The organism is Providencia sp. PROV223 (assembly GCF_028479245.1).
Taxonomy (GTDB): domain Bacteria; phylum Pseudomonadota; class Gammaproteobacteria; order Enterobacterales; family Enterobacteriaceae; genus Providencia; species Providencia rettgeri.
The window spans coordinates 24,693-42,112 of record NZ_JAMPNG010000026.1 but is presented as its reverse complement, the minus strand read 5'-3'; the positions used below and the strand labels follow the sequence as shown (position 1 = coordinate 42,112).

The 17,420-nt window shown below is 43.1% G+C and carries 16 protein-coding genes; 14 read left to right on the top strand and 2 right to left on the bottom strand.

Annotated elements, in window-relative coordinates:
* From ftsY to rpoH, 4 genes are all read left to right on the top strand, one after another.
* On the top strand, positions 1-1,023 hold a 1,023-nt coding region (gene ftsY / locus PR767_RS19815), incomplete at its 5' end, for a signal recognition particle-docking protein FtsY (protein ID WP_272520847.1).
* 6 nt (positions 1,024-1,029) lie between these two features.
* Positions 1,030-1,695: a cell division ATP-binding protein FtsE gene (ftsE, locus tag PR767_RS19810; RefSeq protein ID WP_004908148.1), complete on the top strand. Its 666-nt coding sequence runs from the start codon at positions 1,030-1,032 to the stop codon at positions 1,693-1,695.
* Positions 1,688-2,665: a permease-like cell division protein FtsX gene (gene ftsX / locus PR767_RS19805; RefSeq protein ID WP_109911659.1), complete on the top strand. Its 978-nt coding sequence runs from the start codon at positions 1,688-1,690 to the stop codon at positions 2,663-2,665. The genes ftsE and ftsX overlap by 8 nt, the downstream gene beginning before the upstream one ends.
* A 257-nt stretch (positions 2,666-2,922) precedes the next feature.
* Entirely contained in the window at positions 2,923-3,801 is an 879-nt protein-coding gene (rpoH, locus tag PR767_RS19800; RefSeq protein ID WP_004908152.1) for an RNA polymerase sigma factor RpoH, read from the top strand.
* Positions 3,802-3,910: 109 nt separating this feature from the next.
* Here the strand turns inward: rpoH and gloA2 are convergent, their stop codons facing one another.
* Together gloA2 and panM are read right to left on the bottom strand one after the other, a co-directional pair.
* The gene (gloA2, locus tag PR767_RS19795) at positions 3,911-4,297 is read right to left on the bottom strand and encodes an SMU1112c/YaeR family gloxylase I-like metalloprotein (protein WP_272520846.1); all 387 of its coding nucleotides are present in this window, start codon (positions 4,295-4,297) and stop codon (positions 3,911-3,913) included.
* The gene (gene panM, locus PR767_RS19790; RefSeq protein ID WP_123382261.1) at positions 4,294-4,698 is read right to left on the bottom strand and encodes an aspartate 1-decarboxylase autocleavage activator PanM; all 405 of its coding nucleotides are present in this window, start codon (positions 4,696-4,698) and stop codon (positions 4,294-4,296) included. The genes gloA2 and panM overlap by 4 nt, the downstream gene beginning before the upstream one ends.
* Before the next feature lie 379 nt (positions 4,699-5,077).
* On the opposite strand from panM, the gene PR767_RS19785 reads away from it, so the two are divergent.
* The 10 genes from PR767_RS19785 (at position 5,078) to PR767_RS19740 (ending at position 17,419) form a co-directional block, all read left to right on the top strand.
* A complete protein-coding gene (locus PR767_RS19785; protein WP_004908157.1) occupies positions 5,078-6,187 on the top strand; it encodes a branched-chain amino acid ABC transporter substrate-binding protein in 1,110 nt (369 codons plus the stop codon).
* A 102-nt stretch (positions 6,188-6,289) separates the two neighbouring features.
* Complete coding sequence (gene livH / locus PR767_RS19780; RefSeq protein ID WP_272520845.1) at positions 6,290-7,216, top strand: high-affinity branched-chain amino acid ABC transporter permease LivH; 927 nt, start codon at positions 6,290-6,292, stop codon at positions 7,214-7,216.
* A complete protein-coding gene (locus PR767_RS19775) occupies positions 7,213-8,484 on the top strand; it encodes a high-affinity branched-chain amino acid ABC transporter permease LivM (RefSeq protein WP_272520844.1) in 1,272 nt (423 codons plus the stop codon). The genes livH and PR767_RS19775 overlap by 4 nt, the downstream gene beginning before the upstream one ends.
* Entirely contained in the window at positions 8,481-9,260 is a 780-nt protein-coding gene (livG, locus tag PR767_RS19770) for a high-affinity branched-chain amino acid ABC transporter ATP-binding protein LivG (RefSeq protein WP_004908162.1), read from the top strand. The genes PR767_RS19775 and livG overlap by 4 nt, the downstream gene beginning before the upstream one ends.
* On the top strand, positions 9,260-9,961 hold the full coding sequence (gene livF / locus PR767_RS19765) for a high-affinity branched-chain amino acid ABC transporter ATP-binding protein LivF (RefSeq protein WP_004258508.1): 702 nt from the start codon (positions 9,260-9,262) through the stop codon (positions 9,959-9,961). Before livG ends, livF begins: the two co-directional genes overlap by 1 nt.
* Before the next feature lie 790 nt (positions 9,962-10,751).
* Positions 10,752-12,419 (top strand): urocanate hydratase, encoded by a 1,668-nt coding sequence (gene hutU / locus PR767_RS19760; protein ID WP_272520843.1) that lies wholly within the window; start codon positions 10,752-10,754, stop codon positions 12,417-12,419.
* A 56-nt stretch (positions 12,420-12,475) separates the two neighbouring features.
* A complete protein-coding gene (locus tag PR767_RS19755) occupies positions 12,476-13,660 on the top strand; it encodes a CaiB/BaiF CoA transferase family protein (protein ID WP_004908167.1) in 1,185 nt (394 codons plus the stop codon).
* Entirely contained in the window at positions 13,657-14,796 is a 1,140-nt protein-coding gene (locus PR767_RS19750; RefSeq protein WP_004908169.1) for an acyl-CoA dehydrogenase family protein, read from the top strand. Before PR767_RS19755 ends, PR767_RS19750 begins: the two co-directional genes overlap by 4 nt.
* A gap of 275 nt (positions 14,797-15,071) precedes the next feature.
* A complete protein-coding gene (locus PR767_RS19745; protein WP_004908172.1) occupies positions 15,072-16,511 on the top strand; it encodes a purine-cytosine permease family protein in 1,440 nt (479 codons plus the stop codon).
* Between the two features lie 152 nt (positions 16,512-16,663).
* A complete protein-coding gene (locus PR767_RS19740; RefSeq protein WP_109911663.1) occupies positions 16,664-17,419 on the top strand; it encodes an electron transfer flavoprotein subunit beta/FixA family protein in 756 nt (251 codons plus the stop codon).
* Position 17,420 lies beyond the last annotated feature (1 nt).

Sequence of the window (17,420 nt, the reverse complement as noted above, 5' to 3'; positions counted from 1 at the left end):
GCCGCCGAAGATGCGAGAATTGCAGAGGAAGAAGCTGAAGCTGAGCGCTTACGTTTAGAAGAAGAAAAAAATAATTTACCAACAGAGCAAGAAAAACCTAAAAAAGAAGGTTTCTTTGCTAGGCTAAAGAAAGGGTTATTAAAAACTCGCCAGAATTTAGGTTCAGGTTTTTTTGGGCTGTTTTCAGGTAAAAAAATTGATGATGACTTATTTGAAGAGCTTGAAGAGCAGCTATTGATTGCTGATGTCGGGGTTGATACCACTCGCAAAATCATTGATAACTTAACGGCACATGCGAGCCGTAAAGAGCTCAAGGATGCAGAAGTGTTATATGGCAAATTGCGTGAGGAAATGTCTGATATTTTAGCGAAAGTGGATAAACCACTCGTGATTGAAGACAAAAAACCCTATGTTATTCTTATGGTTGGTGTTAACGGGGTCGGGAAAACGACAACAATTGGTAAATTAGCACGTCAATATCAGTCGGAAGGGAAAAGCGTCATGTTAGCCGCGGGGGATACTTTCCGTGCAGCAGCCGTTGAGCAACTTCAAGTATGGGGAGAGCGCAATAAGATCCCTGTGGTCGCTCAACATACTGGCGCAGATCCTGCATCGGTTATTTTTGATGCGATTCAATCAGCGCAGGCGAAAGGGGTTGATGTTTTAATTGCAGATACCGCTGGGCGCTTACAAAATAAATCGCACTTGATGGAAGAGTTGAAAAAAATTGTCCGGGTGATGAAAAAACTCGATGAAAATGCTCCCCATGAAATTATGTTAACGCTAGATGCAAGTACTGGACAAAATGCGGTAAGTCAGGCAAAACTTTTTGATGATGCGGTCGGTTTAACAGGTATAACATTGACTAAGCTCGATGGCACAGCAAAAGGTGGCGTAATTTTCTCTATTGCCGACCAATTTGGTATTCCAATTCGTTATATTGGTATTGGTGAGGGTATTGAAGATTTACGTCCATTTAAAGCAGATGACTTTATCGAGGCTCTATTTGCCCGAGAGGAATAATTTTCGATGATTCGCTTTGAACACGTTAGTAAAGCTTATCGCGGTGGCCGCCAAGCACTCCAAGGGGTTGATTTTCATCTTCAACCTGGAGAAATGGCATTTCTAACAGGCCACTCAGGCGCAGGTAAAAGTACATTACTTAAACTGATTTGTGGAATTGAACGCCCAAGTGCGGGTCATATTTTATTCAATGGTCATGATATCAGTCGCTTGAAAAATCGAGAGATCCCGTTTCTGCGCCGGCAGATCGGGATGATTTTTCAAGATCACCACCTGTTATTTGATCGAACGGTATATGACAATGTCTCAATGCCGCTAATCATTTCTGGTGCTAGTACCGAGGATATTCGTCGGCGAGTTTCCGCTGCATTGGATAAAGTTGGGTTATTGGACAAAGCGAAAAACTTCCCAATTCAGTTATCTGGTGGGGAGCAACAACGTGTCGGTATTGCCCGAGCGGTGGTGAATAAGCCAACGATGTTATTAGCGGATGAACCAACAGGTAACCTTGATGGTGAATTGTCTGAAGGAATCATGCGTTTATTCGAAGAATTCAATCGTGTAGGGGTGACCGTTTTAATGGCGACCCATGATATTGCATTGATTGAGCGTCGTAACTGCCGTGTTCTTACATTGAGTGAAGGTCGTATGCTTGGAGGTCAACATGGCTAAGAATGTCCGTAAAAGCAAACCGGAACGAGCCAAGCAATCGAAAAGTAAAGCATTAAAAGGCGGTTGGAAAGAGCAGTGGCGTTACTCGTGGTTGAATGCGCTCGCTGACATGCTAAGACAGCCTTTGGCCACCTTTTTGACTATCATGGTTATTGCGATTTCACTCACATTACCGAGCCTTTGTTATATTGTGTGGAAAAACGTTTCGCAAGCCGCGGAGCAATGGTATCCAACACCACAACTCACTGTTTATCTTGATAAATCTCTTGATGAACAAGGTGGGCAAAATGTAGTAACACAACTGCAGGCTCTTGATGGGGTTGACCATGTGAATTACCTTTCACGTGACCAAGCCATGAGTGAGTTTCGCAGTTGGTCCGGTTTTAGTACTGCACTCGATATGCTAGAGGAAAACCCACTGCCTGCAGTCGCAATAATTACGCCTAAAATTGATTTTGAAGGTTCTAATGTATTAACAACACTGCGTGATAGAGTCAGCCAAGTCGATGGCATTGAAGAAGTTCGCATGGATGATAGCTGGTTTGCGCGGTTAGCTGCACTAACGGGTTTGGTTGGGAAAGTCGCTTCTGTCATTGGGGTTTTAATGATTGTGTCACTATTCCTTGTGATAGGTAATAGCGTACGGCTCAATATTTTTGCTCGCCGCGATACGATTAATGTGATGAAGTTAATTGGTGCTACTGATGGGTTTATCATGAGGCCATTTTTAAATGGTGGCCTTGTATTGGGTGCATTAGGTGCCATTATTTCCCTAATTATGACCTTTCTACTTGTTTGGCAGTTAGCGGACGGTGTGGCAAAAGTAGCCAGTGTATTTGGTACGCAATTTCAGATTGAAGGATTGTTATGGGAAGAGTCTTTATTGATTCTACTGTTATCCGCTATGGTTGGTTGGATAGCGGCATGGTTGGCAACACTTCAACATTTACGACACTTTACACCTGAGTAATATGTTGTTTTTTCATCATTTTTATTCAAGAGTCATGATTTGATTATATCATGACTCTTTGATTCTATTGCAAATTTTCGTTAAAAATGAACTTAGTCTGAATTGTTTTGTCCTACATTGACCTACTGTTAACAAATTTTGTATATAATTTATTTAACGCGGTTAAACTGGTAGACTAAAAATGTTTACCTCATGGCTAACCAATGCGGTTATCAATACAAACTAATCTGTTTCCTATTATTTTATTGAGGATCTGAATGACCAAAGACATGCAATCATTAGCTCTTGTTCCACAAGGAAGTATTGAAGCCTATGTTCGGGCTGCTAATGCTTACCCGATGCTCACCGCTGAGGAAGAAAAGGAACTTGCTGAACGGCTGCATTACCATGGTGATCTGGATGCTGCAAAGCAACTGATCTTATCGCACTTGCGCTTTGTTATTCATGTTGCTCGTAGTTATGCAGGGTATGGTTTACCACAAGCTGACTTAATTCAGGAAGGTAATATCGGCCTGATGAAAGCGGTGCGTCGTTTCAATCCTGAGGTTGGCGTTCGTCTTGTTTCCTTTGCGGTTCACTGGATCAAAGCTGAAATTCATGAATATGTTTTACGTAACTGGCGTATTGTCAAAGTCGCGACAACAAAATCGCAACGTAAGCTATTCTTTAACTTAAGAAAGAATAAAAAGCGTCTTGGTTGGTTTAACCAGGACGAAGTTGATATGGTTGCCCAAGAGTTAGGGGTAAGTACTAAAGATGTGCGTGAAATGGAATCACGTATGGCTGCACAAGATATGGCATTTGATATGTCAGATGACGATGACAGCAGTGATTTTGGTGGCCCTGTAGCCCCAGTCTTATACTTACAAGACAAAGCATCAGACTTTGCCGGTTCAATTGAAGATGATAACTGGGAAAGCCATGCAACTGACCGCTTAGCAGATGCGTTGGATTCTTTGGACGAGCGCAGTCAGGATATCATCCGAGCTCGTTGGTTAGACGATGACAACAAAACGACGTTGCAAGAACTCGCTGATAAATACGGTGTTTCTGCAGAGCGTGTTCGTCAGCTTGAAAAGAACGCAATGAAGAAGTTACGTTTGGCGATGGAAGAAGACGAAGATAGCGAAATGTAATTTATGACTGGCCAATTCGTTGTTCACTAAAATTATCTGCATTTATTACCCGTTAAGAGGTGGATAAATGCAGATAATCATTTCTACTTTTACATTTTTTATTGTTCAATTAATCACCGTATAACTCTAGCGGTAAGCCATCGGGATCTGTGAAAAATGTAAAACGCTTTTGGGTATAGGGGTCGATGCGTATGGCCTCACAAGCCACACCTTGTTCAGTTAAATAAGTGACCCATTTATCTAAATCATCAACACTGAAGGCTAAATGGCGCAGCCCCGTGGCTTCAGGATAACTCAACCTTGCTGGCGGATTAACAAAACTGAATAATTCAATTTGGTAATGTTCACCAAAGGCTAAATCCGCTTTCCATGAATTATTTTCTGGGCGGAAATGTTCTTCAAGTAGATTTAACCCCAAAATACGGCAATAAAAATCCTTACTGACCTCAAAATTGGATGCAATAATAGCAACATGATGAATTTTATTTAACTTCATGCTGTTTTTCCCCATATATCAGGTTGTGCGGTGGTATTGAAGCCATTAGCAGCCAAGAATAGCCGCACCGCTTCTTTTTCTTGTAGGGCTACCCCGCTAATATCAAATTTCCATAGTGTAATGTCAGGAATAGCTTGGCAAATTTCTTCTAATAAATATGAGCCAACACCGCGTCGGCGAGTGACCTCTCGTACGCAAAAATCCTGCAAAGTGGCAGTGTTATGATCCACCGTAATTTTTGCAGCTCCAAGAAGGCGTTCATTAAAACGGGCGGCATAGAATAGGTCACCTGCTTTGCACATTTTGGCTAGTTCAAAAGGACTCTGGTCAGGCCAGATTTTATGTAAGTCCAGATATTGTTGCTCAGTAGGATTGACCAGCGGGATAATAGTAAGTCTCATGATATTTTGTTTGTTTCCCTGTAAGAGTTGCAGTCACTCATCCTGCCAGAGTGATCTACAACCGATTTTTTGATTTTAGAGAGAAAAATTTGGTGATACTGAATTTTCCGAATTTCACTCGGATTAATTTAAATTTAACCCGAATATAACACTAGTATTTACAAAAAACCTACTTTAACACATCAGTTTTTTATTCTGCTTCTAATGTAAAAACCTGCTATATACATTTGCTATTTAGCATAATTATCTTGTTTAATGTTATGAAATATATAGCCTTATTCGCTGTATTTTGAAATCTCAGGCATTGTACCTGTCAACTATAATAATCTACTACAAATCAAACACAAACACTCAGAACCACGAAGACGGGGACGATAAAATGAAGAATATGAATAAAGCATTATTAGCGGGCTGTATTGCGATGGCATTCAGTTCAGCAGGATGGGCAAAGGAAATTAAAATAGCGGTTGTTGGCGCGATGTCAGGGCCTGTAGCTCAATATGGTGATATGGAATTTACAGGGGCACGCCAAGCGATCGCAGATATTAATGCTAAAGGTGGCATTAATGGAAACACATTAGTGGCAGTAGAATATGACGATGCCTGTGACCCGAAACAAGCGGTTGCGGTGGCAAATAAAGTGATTAACGATGGTATCCGCCATGTTATTGGGCATTTATGTTCCTCTTCAACACAGCCGGCATCCGATATTTATGAGGATGAAGGTGTCATTATGATCACCCCAGCTGCAACTAATGCGGATTTAACCACACGTGGTTATCAAATGGTTCTGCGTACAACCGGTTTGGATTCGGACCAAGGACCCACTGCAGCTAAGTTTATTATGGAAGATATCAAACCAACTCGTATTGCTGTTGTGCATGACAAACAACAATATGGGGAAGGTTTAGCCCGTTCTGTACGTGAAAGCCTCAATAAAGCTGGCGTTAAAGAAGTGATGTTTGAAGGGGTAACGGCGGGTGACAAAGACTTTTCCGCTTTAGTGGCAAAATTGAAGAAAGAGAATGTTGATTTTGTTTACTTTGGGGGATATTACCCAGAGATGGGGCAAATTTTACGCCAAGCGAAGCAAGCTGGCTTGAATATTCGCTTTATGGGGCCTGAAGGCGTCGGTAACTCTTCATTATCAAATATTGCAGGTGATGCCTCTGAGGGCATGTTGGTAACTTTACCAAAACGTTACGACCAAGTTGCGACTAACCAACCAATTGTTGATGCCATCAAAGCGAAGAAAGAAGACCCAACAGGGCCATTTGTTTGGACAACTTATGCTGCTATCCAAGGTTTAACGACGGCAATGGAGCGTACTGGCAGTATTGAGCCTGAAGATTTAGTGAAAGACCTGAAAGCAAATCCGGTCGAAACTGTCATGGGAACATTAAGCTGGCAGCCAAACGGTGACCTGAAAGGGTTTGAGTTTGGTGTATTTGAGTGGCACAAAGATGGTACTTCCACCTCTGTAAAATAGTACTCAGCAGTGTTCCAGCATAGTGAATAAGAACCGGAAGTAAGTCACTTGCTTCCGGCTTCTGTTCTCTATAGAGGACAAGTAGTTCGAAAGGATAGTCTTATGTCAGATCAAATTCTGTATTTTATTCAGCAACTTCTGAATGGTTTAACCCTCGGTAGCACTTATGCACTGATAGCTATCGGCTATACGATGGTGTATGGCATCATTGGGATGATTAACTTCGCCCACGGCGAAGTGTACATGATTGGTAGCTATGTCTCTTTTATTGTGATCGCAGGCTTAATGATGTTTGGGATTGATATCGGTTGGATCCTTGTTGCTGCGGCCTTCATTGCGGCAATTGTGGTCTCTAGTGCCTATGGTTGGAGTATTGAACGGGTTGCTTATCGGCCGGTCCGTCATTCTAAGCGATTGATTGCATTGATCTCTGCGATCGGAATGTCTATTTTCCTGCAAAACTATGTCAGTTTGTCACAAGGTTCGCGTGATTTAGCCCTACCCAGTTTGATTACAGGGCAATGGGTTCTCGGTGAAAGCGATGGTTTTGAAGCCACGGTGACTAAGATGCAATTGACCATCTGGGTGGTTACCGTGCTTGCGATGTTAGCTTTGACGCTATTTATTCGCTATTCAAAAATGGGAAGAGCCTGCCGAGCTTGTGCAGAAGATCTTAAAATGGCCAGTTTATTAGGCATTAATACCGATCGCGTCATTTCATTAACTTTCGTTATTGGTGCCGCAATGGCGGCTGTAGCGGGTGTGCTATTGGGGCAATTTTATGGTGTGATTAACCCCTATATTGGTTTTATGGCAGGAATGAAAGCATTTACTGCGGCGGTATTAGGGGGAATTGGGAGTATTCCCGGCGCCATGTTAGGTGGTTTAATCTTAGGTGTTGCAGAAGCGATGACCTCTGCATATTTAAGTACAGAATATAAAGATGTTGTGTCATTTGGTTTATTGATTGGTGTGTTGTTAATCATGCCAACCGGCATTCTGGGACGCCCGGAGGTCGAAAAAGTATGAGAAAAGAAAATTGGATTAATGCCATTGTGGCTTCAGTGACTTTTTTCGTATTGGCTCTGTTCATGATGGGGTTGCAGCTCACTCTTGATGGCACAAAACTGGTTGTTACGGTTGGGGATTCTGTACGTTGGAACTGGATCATTGCGGGTATTATTGTCATCTTTGTTTACCAGTTGGTTCGTCCGACATTAAATAAAGTATGGCAAGGAGTTCCTAAAAAGGCGTGGGCGATCCCTGATTTTGATGGTTCGACAGCCAAGCAAAAGATTCTTGCAGCTGTAATTATTATTGCCGCAATTATTTGGCCGTTTATTGTTTCTCGCGGAAGCGTGGATATTGCCACCCTGACATTAATTTATGTGATGTTAGGCTTAGGGTTAAATGTGGTTGTTGGGTTATCTGGGTTACTGGTTCTTGGGTATGCCGGCTTTTATGCCATTGGTGCTTATACTTTTGGTTTATTAAATCATTACTATGGTTTTGGTTTCTGGGAAAGTTTACCGATTGCAGGGTTAACCGCTGCGTTAGCCGGTTTTTTATTGGGATTCCCTGTTCTAAGGTTGCGGGGGGACTATCTTGCAATAGTGACGCTCGGCTTTGGGGAAATTGTTCGTATTTTATTACTGAATAATACCGAAATCACTGGCGGGCCAAATGGGATCAGTCAATTACCGAAACCGACTTTCTTTGGTTTGGAATTTAGCCGTACCGCTAAAGATGGCTGGGATACCTTCCATAACTTTTTTGGCTTAGATTACAGCCCTGGTGACCGTATTATTTTCCTGTATTTTGTCGCCTTGTTATTAGTAGTCTTAACTTTATTTGTTATCAATCGCTTACTGCGTATGCCATTAGGTCGTGCATGGGAAGCATTACGCGAAGATGAAATTGCCTGTCGCTCATTAGGGCTAAGCCCAACTCGAATAAAATTAACCGCATTTACTATTAGTGCGGCCTTTGCGGGATTTGCAGGGACGTTATTTGCCGCACGACAAGGCTTTATCAGCCCAGAATCTTTTACCTTTGTGGAGTCGGCATTTGTGTTAGCCATCGTCGTTTTAGGGGGAATGGGCTCACAAACTTCCGTGATTTTAGCCGCAATTATCTTAGTCGTATCACGGGAAATGATGCGTGACCTTAACCAATACAGCATGCTGTTATTAGGGGCATTGATGGTGCTGATGATGATCTGGCGACCACAAGGCCTATTACCGATGAAACGTCGTCAAATGCAGGTGAAAAAAGTCCCTGAAGGGGAGGGCGTATGAGCCATATAACAACGCCTTTGCTACAAGTTAATGGCTTAACAATGCGTTTTGGTGGGTTACTTGCCGTCAACAATGTTGAGTTAACCATTAATCAAGGGGAAATAGTTTCACTGATTGGCCCGAATGGGGCGGGTAAAACCACCATTTTTAACTGTTTAACGGGGTTTTATAAGCCGACCAGCGGCACGATTTTATATCGTGAAAAACACCTTGAAGGGCTGACAGGGCAGTCTATTGCTCGCCTTGGTGTCATCCGAACATTTCAGCATGTGCGGTTATTTAAAGAAATGACGGTGATTGAAAATTTACTTGTGGCGCAACATCAACATTTAAAAAGTGGCATTTTTTCTGGGCTATTGAAAACCCCTGCGTTTCGTCGGGCAGAAGCTGAAGCGCTTGATAATGCGGTAAAATGGCTTGAGCGTGTTGATTTACTCCCCTTTGCCAATCGACAAGCGGGTAATTTAGCCTATGGGCAGCAGCGTCGGTTAGAAATTGCTCGCTGTATGGTCACTCGCCCTGAAATATTAATGTTAGATGAACCAGCAGCAGGTCTTAACCCTAAAGAAACCAATGATTTGGATGACTTGATTGCTGAGTTACGAGCTCATCATAATGTTTCAATTCTCTTAATTGAACATGATATGAAATTAGTCATGGGAATTTCAGATCGCATTTATGTCGTGAATCAAGGAACGCCATTAGCGAATGGGACACCGAGTGAGATCCGTCAACATCCTGATGTGATAAAAGCCTATTTGGGGGAAGCTTACTGATGCTAGAGTTTAAAAAAGTTTCTACCCATTATGGAAAAATTCAAGCACTACATGAAATTAGTTTGAATATCCAAAAAGGTGAAATTGTGACCTTAATTGGAGCAAATGGTGCAGGGAAAACCACCTTGCTCAGTACGCTTTGTGGCGATCCACGTGCATCGGAAGGCCAAGTCATCTACCGAGGCGTGGATATCACCCAATTGCCCACTTCGAAAATTATGCGTGAAGACATTGCATTAGTACCCGAAGGGAGGCGTGTATTTTCTCGTATGACAGTGGAAGAAAATCTCGCAATGGGGGGCTTTTTTGCCGATCGCCAACAGTACCAAGAACGTATTGAGCGAGTTTATAAGCTATTTCCAAGGCTGTATGAGCGTCGAAGCCAGCGTTCAGGAACGATGTCTGGCGGTGAGCAACAAATGCTAGCGATAGGCCGTGCTTTAATGAGCCAGCCAGAGTTACTCTTACTTGATGAGCCATCCTTAGGCCTTGCTCCCATTATCATTATGCAAATTTTTGATACGATTCAGCAGCTACGCGAAGAAGGAATGACAATTTTCCTTGTCGAACAAAACGCCAACCAAGCGTTGAAACTCGCAGACCGTGGTTATGTGTTGGAAAATGGGCATATTGTGTTGGAAGATAGTGGCAAAGCGTTGCTAGCGAATGAGGCAGTACGAAGCGCCTATCTAGGCGGCTAAAATTTTCGTCATCCTTCACGCTGTGGCGTTGTTGGCTTCACTCGGCTGTTTGGGTCACATACTTAATGTATGCTCCTAATTTTCGTCATCCTTCACGCTGTGGCGTTGTTGGCTTCACTCGGCTGTTTGGGTCACATACTTAATGTATGCTCCTAATTTTCGTCATCCTTCACGCTGTGGCGTTGTTGGCTTCACTCGGCTACTTGGGTCACATACTTATGTATGCTCCCCAAGCTATCCTCATTTTGCCGCCTAGCCACAACGCGAATGATTTAGAAAATTAAATCATCATTCACTTTTTCTGATTGCTCGGGTTATCTGTTGATGCAGGTAACCCGTTATTGTTTCTGGTGTACACCATTTTGAGCGGTACGCATGGGTTTTCTTGCTATACATAGTTGCAACGTTCTGTGAAGTGACTCGCAATTTCGCTATTTACTTGTTTCTATGCATAAAAACAAATGTATATACAACTTTTTCTCTAGAAACATACAGCTACTTGTTGTTGTATAACTTCTCTTGTGTTCCAACCTTCACACTTCCTACAAAATTTCAAATTTAAATGTATATACTTTGTGAAGTAAATGTATATATATTTGAGTCATAGATAAACACCCTAAATGAATGGATAGTCTCGAGTAAGTTGATAGAAAATTAATTTATTGATTTTTAATTAAATAATTAATTTTAGAACACAGGTGCATCGTCACTAACTGGGTATCTCGCAGATTATTATAAATAAAATTGTTAATTTAAAGTTAATTAAAAATGGATGATAGGGGATACAACCATGTTAAATTGTACTGACTCAACTCGAGTGATCCGCGCACCACGTGGCAGTGAGAAAACCTGTAAGAGCTGGCTGACAGAAGCGGTATATCGCATGATCCAAAATAATTTAGACTCTGATGTTGCTGAGCACCCTCAAAGCTTAGTGGTCTATGGCGGTATCGGTCGAGCGGCACGTGATTGGGAATGCTATGACAAAATTTTAGATGTACTGACCACACTGGAAGATGACCAAACATTACTCGTGCAGTCAGGTAAACCCGTCGGAGTGTTCCCTACCCATCCAGATGCGCCCCGCGTATTGATCGCAAACTCAAATATTGTTCCTCACTGGGCGAATTGGGATCACTTTAATGAGTTAGATCGTAAAGGCCTAATGATGTATGGCCAAATGACGGCTGGTTCTTGGATCTACATTGGTTCTCAGGGGATCGTCCAAGGCACCTATGAAACGTTCGTTTCACTGGCCAAACAACACTTTAATGGTAACGCAGCAGGGCGTTGGATCTTAACGGGCGGTTTAGGTGGAATGGGCGGAGCACAGCCATTAGCAGCAACCATGGCGGGCTTTAGCATGATAGCGGTGGAATGTGATGAAAGCCGTATCGATTTTCGTTTAAGAACTCGTTATGTGGACAAAAAAGCGACGACATTAGATGAAGCACTGCAATATATCGAGGAAGCCAAAGCAAATGGCCAGCCAGTTTCTGTTGGGCTATTAGGTAATGCGGCTGATGTTTACAGTGAATTGGTGAAACGCAATATCACTCCTGATTCCGTCACTGACCAAACTAGCGCCCATGACCCTGTACACGGCTACTTACCACAGGGTTGGACACTCGACCAATGGCGTGAAAAACAACAAACCGCACCTGCTGAAGTGACCAAAGCAGCGAAAAAAAGCATGGCAGTCCAAGTGGATGCGATGTTAACGATGCAAAAGCGTGGCTCAGCGGCTTTTGACTACGGCAATAATATTCGCCAAATGGCAAAAGATGAAGGCATTAGTAATGCCTTTGATTTTCCAGGCTTTGTTCCTGCTTATATTCGCCCTCTATTTTGTGAAGGTATTGGTCCATTCCGTTGGGTCGCGTTATCAGGTGACCCTGAAGATATCTATAAAACAGACCAAAAAGTAAAAGAATTATTACCAGATGACAAGCACTTACATAATTGGCTCGATATGGCACGTGAGCGTATCGCATTCCAAGGGCTTCCTGCACGTATTTGTTGGGTTGGTTTAAAAGACAGAGAAAGATTAGGCCGTGCTTTCAACGAAATGGTGAAAAGTGGTGAGTTAAAGGGCCCAATCGTGATCGGCCGTGATCACTTAGATTCAGGCTCTGTGGCTAGCCCTCACCGTGAAACGGAATCTATGAAAGATGGCTCTGATGCGGTATCAGACTGGCCTTTATTGAACGCACTATTAAATACCGCAGGTGGCGCAACATGGGTCAGTTTACATCACGGTGGTGGTGTTGGTATGGGCTTTTCACAACATTCAGGCGTCGTCATTGTGTGTGATGGAACGGACGCCGCTGATAAGCGTTTAGCTCGTGTTTTACATAATGACCCTGCAACGGGCGTTATGCGCCATGCAGATGCAGGTTATGACATCGCCATTAACTGTGCGAAAGAGCAAGGCTTGAACTTGCCGATGGTGAAGTAATGTCCTTTGCCAGCTGAAGTTGAGCTGGCATCTTTCTGGAATAAAAGGAATTCAGTATGAATGCTGCGTTGACTCAGAAAAGACAAGGGCCACTGGCGGGGATCAAAGTGATCGATTTAAGCCGAGTGTTAGCTGGCCCTTATTGCACAGGTATGATGGCCGATCTTGGTGCTGAAGTGATCAAAATTGAAGTGCCTAACCACGGTGATGACAGCCGCCATTTAGGGCCATTCATTGATGGGGAAAGTGTTTATTACGGTTTAATTAACCGAGGTAAACGCAGTATTGAATTGGATCTTAAAGCGGATGAAGACCGAGCGATTTTATTCCAGCTAGTCAAAGAAAGTGATGTGGTGGTTGAAAACTTTCGCCCTGGTGTGACTCAACGACTCGGTATCGATTTTGAGAGCCTAAAGCAGCACAACCCTAAATTAATCTACGCCAGTATCTCTGGATTTGGGCAAAACAGCCCACTCGCCAGTTATCCCGCTTATGACATCGTGGCACAAGCGATGTCAGGCCTAATGAGTGTCACTGGTTTCCCAGAAACAGGGCCTACACGCAGTGGTGAGTCAATTGGCGATGTGTGTGCAGGGATGTTTGCCTCATGGGCGATAAGTAGTGCGTTATTTGCGAGAGAGCGTCATGACGAAGCGGCACAGTATATTGATGTAGCGATGGTGGATGTCTTACTGAGCATGCAGTTAACTGGGCTTTCAAACCTATTTGCTCATGATAAGGCTCCGAGCCTAGTGGGTAACCGCCATCCAGTATCTACGCCATTCGATACTTATCAGGCAAAAGATGGCTTAGTGGTTATCGCGATTGCGAGTGAAAAGCTATTCCAACGCTTTTGCGAATGCATGGAAAAACCAGAGTTATGCCATGACTCACGCTACCTTAATGACCCGAGTCGAACACAGCACCAAGCTGAACTTAGAAAAGAGATTGAAAGTTGGACACGCCAAAAAACCGTTGAAGAGGTATGTGACATTTTATTAAACGCGGGCGTTCCTGCTTCACCAATTCATAATTTACACCAAGCAACACAAAGTGAGCATGCCCAAGTGAGGCAAGTTCTGACGCACCTGAATGATGGGGGAACGCCTTTGGTTTCTCAACCGGTTTTTTTCAATGGGAATAAACCTCATTCGACCCGCCGTGCACCAAAATTAGGTGAGGCAAACTTAGTGTATAAGCCAGCGAGAACAACCATTAAAAATGCGGAGACGATGCAATGAGTTTTGATATTAATGAAACAGAACAAGCGGTTGTGGATGCGATAGAAAAAGTTTGTCATGACATTTTACAGCCGAATGCACAAAGATACGATGAGACAGAAACCTTTTGTGCGGAAAGTTTACAAGCGTTGGGGGAAATGGGCTGCTGGGGAATCAATTTACCTGAGCAGTATGGCGGTTTTGGTATTGGCAGTGTGGCGATGAGTCAGGTAGTCGAAGCTGTTGCTGCCGCTTGTGCTTCGACTTCATCGGCTCTAACGGCACATTTTTTGGCGACAGATTCGATTTTAATTGGTGGTACTGAAGAGCAAAAAAATTATTGGTTACCAAAAGCCGCTGCAGGGGAATTATTAGGTGCATTTGGTTTAACTGAGCCGGCTGCAGGTTCTAATCCTGCAGATATGCGAACCGTGGCAACTCGTGAAAATAGTGGCTGGCGTATTCGGGGTAATAAACACTATATTACTAACGCCAAAGAGGCTGACTTTATCGTGTTGTATGCGAAAACGGATGTAGAAGCGGGAGCCCGCGGGATCAGCGCATTTATGATCCCTAAAGGCACGGAAGGCGTGGCATTTTCTCAACCTGAAAAAACCATGGGATTACGGGGTAGCACGATTTATGAATTAGCGCTGAATTGTTGGCTACCGGAATCGGCATTATTGGGAGAGGAAAATAAAGGGTTCCATACCGCGATGGAAGTTTTAGATAAAGGGCGTGTTGAAGTGGCCGCAACGTCACTCGGTATTGCTCGGGCTGCGATGGAAAGTGCTTTAGGTTGGGTAAAAGAACGCCAAATTGGTAAAAAGCCCTTAGCCGCATACCAAGGAACTCAATGGCGTATTGCGGATATGCATACCCAGTTGGAGGCCGCTCGTATGTTGACTTGGCAAGCTGCGGAATTACGTGATTCAGGGGAGCGTTTTAGTTTGCAATCTGCGACGGCGAAATTGTTTGCCGCTGAGTGCGCGGGTTTTGTTACGGATGCAGCATTACAGCTTCATGGCGGCTACGGCTATATTCGTGACCTTCCCCTTGAACGTTATGTGCGTGATGCACGGATTTTACGGATTTTTGAGGGCACATCAGAAATACAAAAAATTATTATTTCACGTGCCGTTTTAGATGCCCATTAAGTTATTTTAAGTATTGAGCCGAGTAAGCGGGACAGGCGTTTACTGGTTTATGGAGCACCATAGGAAGCACTACCTGACAACAGGATCATGGAATTAAAAACACAACAACAATCAGGTTTAAGAATGTATTTCAATTAGTTATTTAGGGTGAATAACAGATAAAACATCACCCAACGTAATGCTTAATAACTGTACCTTACAACTGTAGTTATTGCGGTTCCATTACGATTAATTGGTTCATTCTTTAAGCCAGCCTTGCTTAAAGAGGAGTTACCATGACAGTTTCAAACGACATCGCTACAGGGCAAAAAAACCGGCAGGAGAATGTACCTTTAATCGAAGCGCGTTCCATCGATTACATTCCAGAGTCCGAGCGCCACGGCACTTTATCAAGCCAATTCACACTTTGGTTTGGCTCTAATTTACAAATAACTGCAATTGTAACCGGAGCCTTGGCAGTCGTACTGGGTGGGGACGTATTCTGGTCATTAATTGGCTTATTTATTGGCCAACTGTTAGGTGGTGCCGTGATGGCCTTGCATGCGGTGCAAGGGCCAAAATTGGGGTTACCACAAATGATTTCGAGTCGTGTACAGTTTGGCGTATACGGTGCGGTCATCCCTATTTTATTAGTTTGCATGATGTATGTCGGGTTTTCTGCCAGTGGTACCGTGCTGGCAGGGCAAGCGGTCGGTCAGCTATTACATGTGACGGATTGGGTTGGAATTATTATTTTTGGTGTGGTGATTATCGGCATCACAATTTGTGGTTATCGCATCATCCATATTTTAGGGAAAGTAGCGAGTGTTATCGGCATAATTACGTTCTTCTATCTATTTTTCCGTCTATTTTATATGAATGATGTTTCGGTTTTACTGGAAAACCGTCATTTTAGCTGGACTAACTTTTTATTAGCGATGTCATTGTCTGCTTCTTGGCAAATTGCATTTGGGCCTTATGTTGCGGACTATTCACGTTATTTACCGACTAAAACTCCGACAATCAAAGCCTTTTTGGCCGTAGGTTCAGGTACAGTCATTGGTACGCAAGCATCAATGATTTTAGGGGTTTTTGCCGCAGCGCTTGCCGGCAATAAGTTTGCGGGTAACGAAGTCTCGTATATTGTGGGCTTAGGTAGTACTGGTTTGATAGCGGCTCTGTTATATATCAGTATTTTCTACGGAAAAGTGACGATAACTGCACTGAATGCTTATGGCAGTTTTATGTCTATGGCGGCAATTTGGTGTGGCTTCCGTGGGAAAAGCCAAATTTCTCGTGGGCAAAGGTTGTTCTTTATTATTTTAATGGTCAGTTTCTCAACCTTACTTGGACTAGCGGGCCAGCATTCATTTTTAAAACTCTTTTCTGCTTTCTTATTGTTTTTGCTTGCATTCTTTACCCCTTGGAGCGCAATCAACTTGGTTGACTACTATTGGGTCACTAAAGGCCGCTACGACGTTCCTGAACTCGCAAACCCAAATGGCCGCTATGGGCGCTGGAATAAAGTTGGGATATTTACTTACATTGCGGGTGTGTTAATACAGTTACCCTTTATTTCAACAGGGTTTTATACCGGGCCTTTAGTCGAAAAACTCGGTGGTGTTGATATCTCATGGATTGTGGGCTTGGTGGCAACCAGTGTTATTTACTATGTTGCGATTAAAAAATGGCCTATGTCAGTGGCAGACCGATTGATATTACCCACAAGTAAATAACCATTTCATCAAAAACTAGCATTAAAAATAGTAAAAATTGAGATAGCCAGTAGCAGTGTGAATATCACTGTTACGGTTTCTCTCAACCTAAAAAACGATTTTAGAACATTATCAAACCCAATAATCGTTGAAGAATTGGGATAGGAGTTGCTATGAAAATTTTAGTCGCAGTGAAGCGAGTAATAGACCATAACGTCAAAATAAGAGTAAAAGCCGATGGCTCAGGCGTTGAATTGGCGAATGTAAAAATGGCCATCAACCCCTTCGATGAAATCGCTGTCGAAGAGGCTGTACGTTTAAAAGAGGCGGGAAAAGCGACAGAAGTTATTGCTGTTTCCGTTGGTGATATTGGCTATCAAGAAACATTACGCAGTGCGATGGCGATTGGGGCTGACCGTGGCATTTTAGTCCAGAGGCCTGGAGAATTAATTTTAGAACCACTGGATATTGCGCGCTTACTTCAACGAATCGTGGAAAAGGAACAGCCGGATCTTATTTTATTAGGCAAACAAGCTATTGATGATGATTGTAATCAAATAGGCCAAATGCTTAGCGCATTATTGGATTATCCGCAGGCGACATTTGCCTCACAAATTAAGCTTGAGGGCCAACTACTGCAGGTTACAAGGGAAATTGATGGCGGGTTAGAAACGTTAGAGATGCCATTACCCGCAGTTATCACAACGGACTTAAGGCTCAATGAACCTCGTTATGCAACTTTGCCTAATATCATGAAAGCTAAGAAAAAAACGTTAGATATTATCGATATTGCTGATATGAATTTTGCTCTATTAGGGCAAATTAAAACGCTTAGTGTCTCAGAGCCTAAAAAACGGGCAGGGCAATGTACATTGTTAGGCAGTGCGACAGAGCTAGTCAGTGCATTGCAAGCGAAAGAAGTGATTTAAT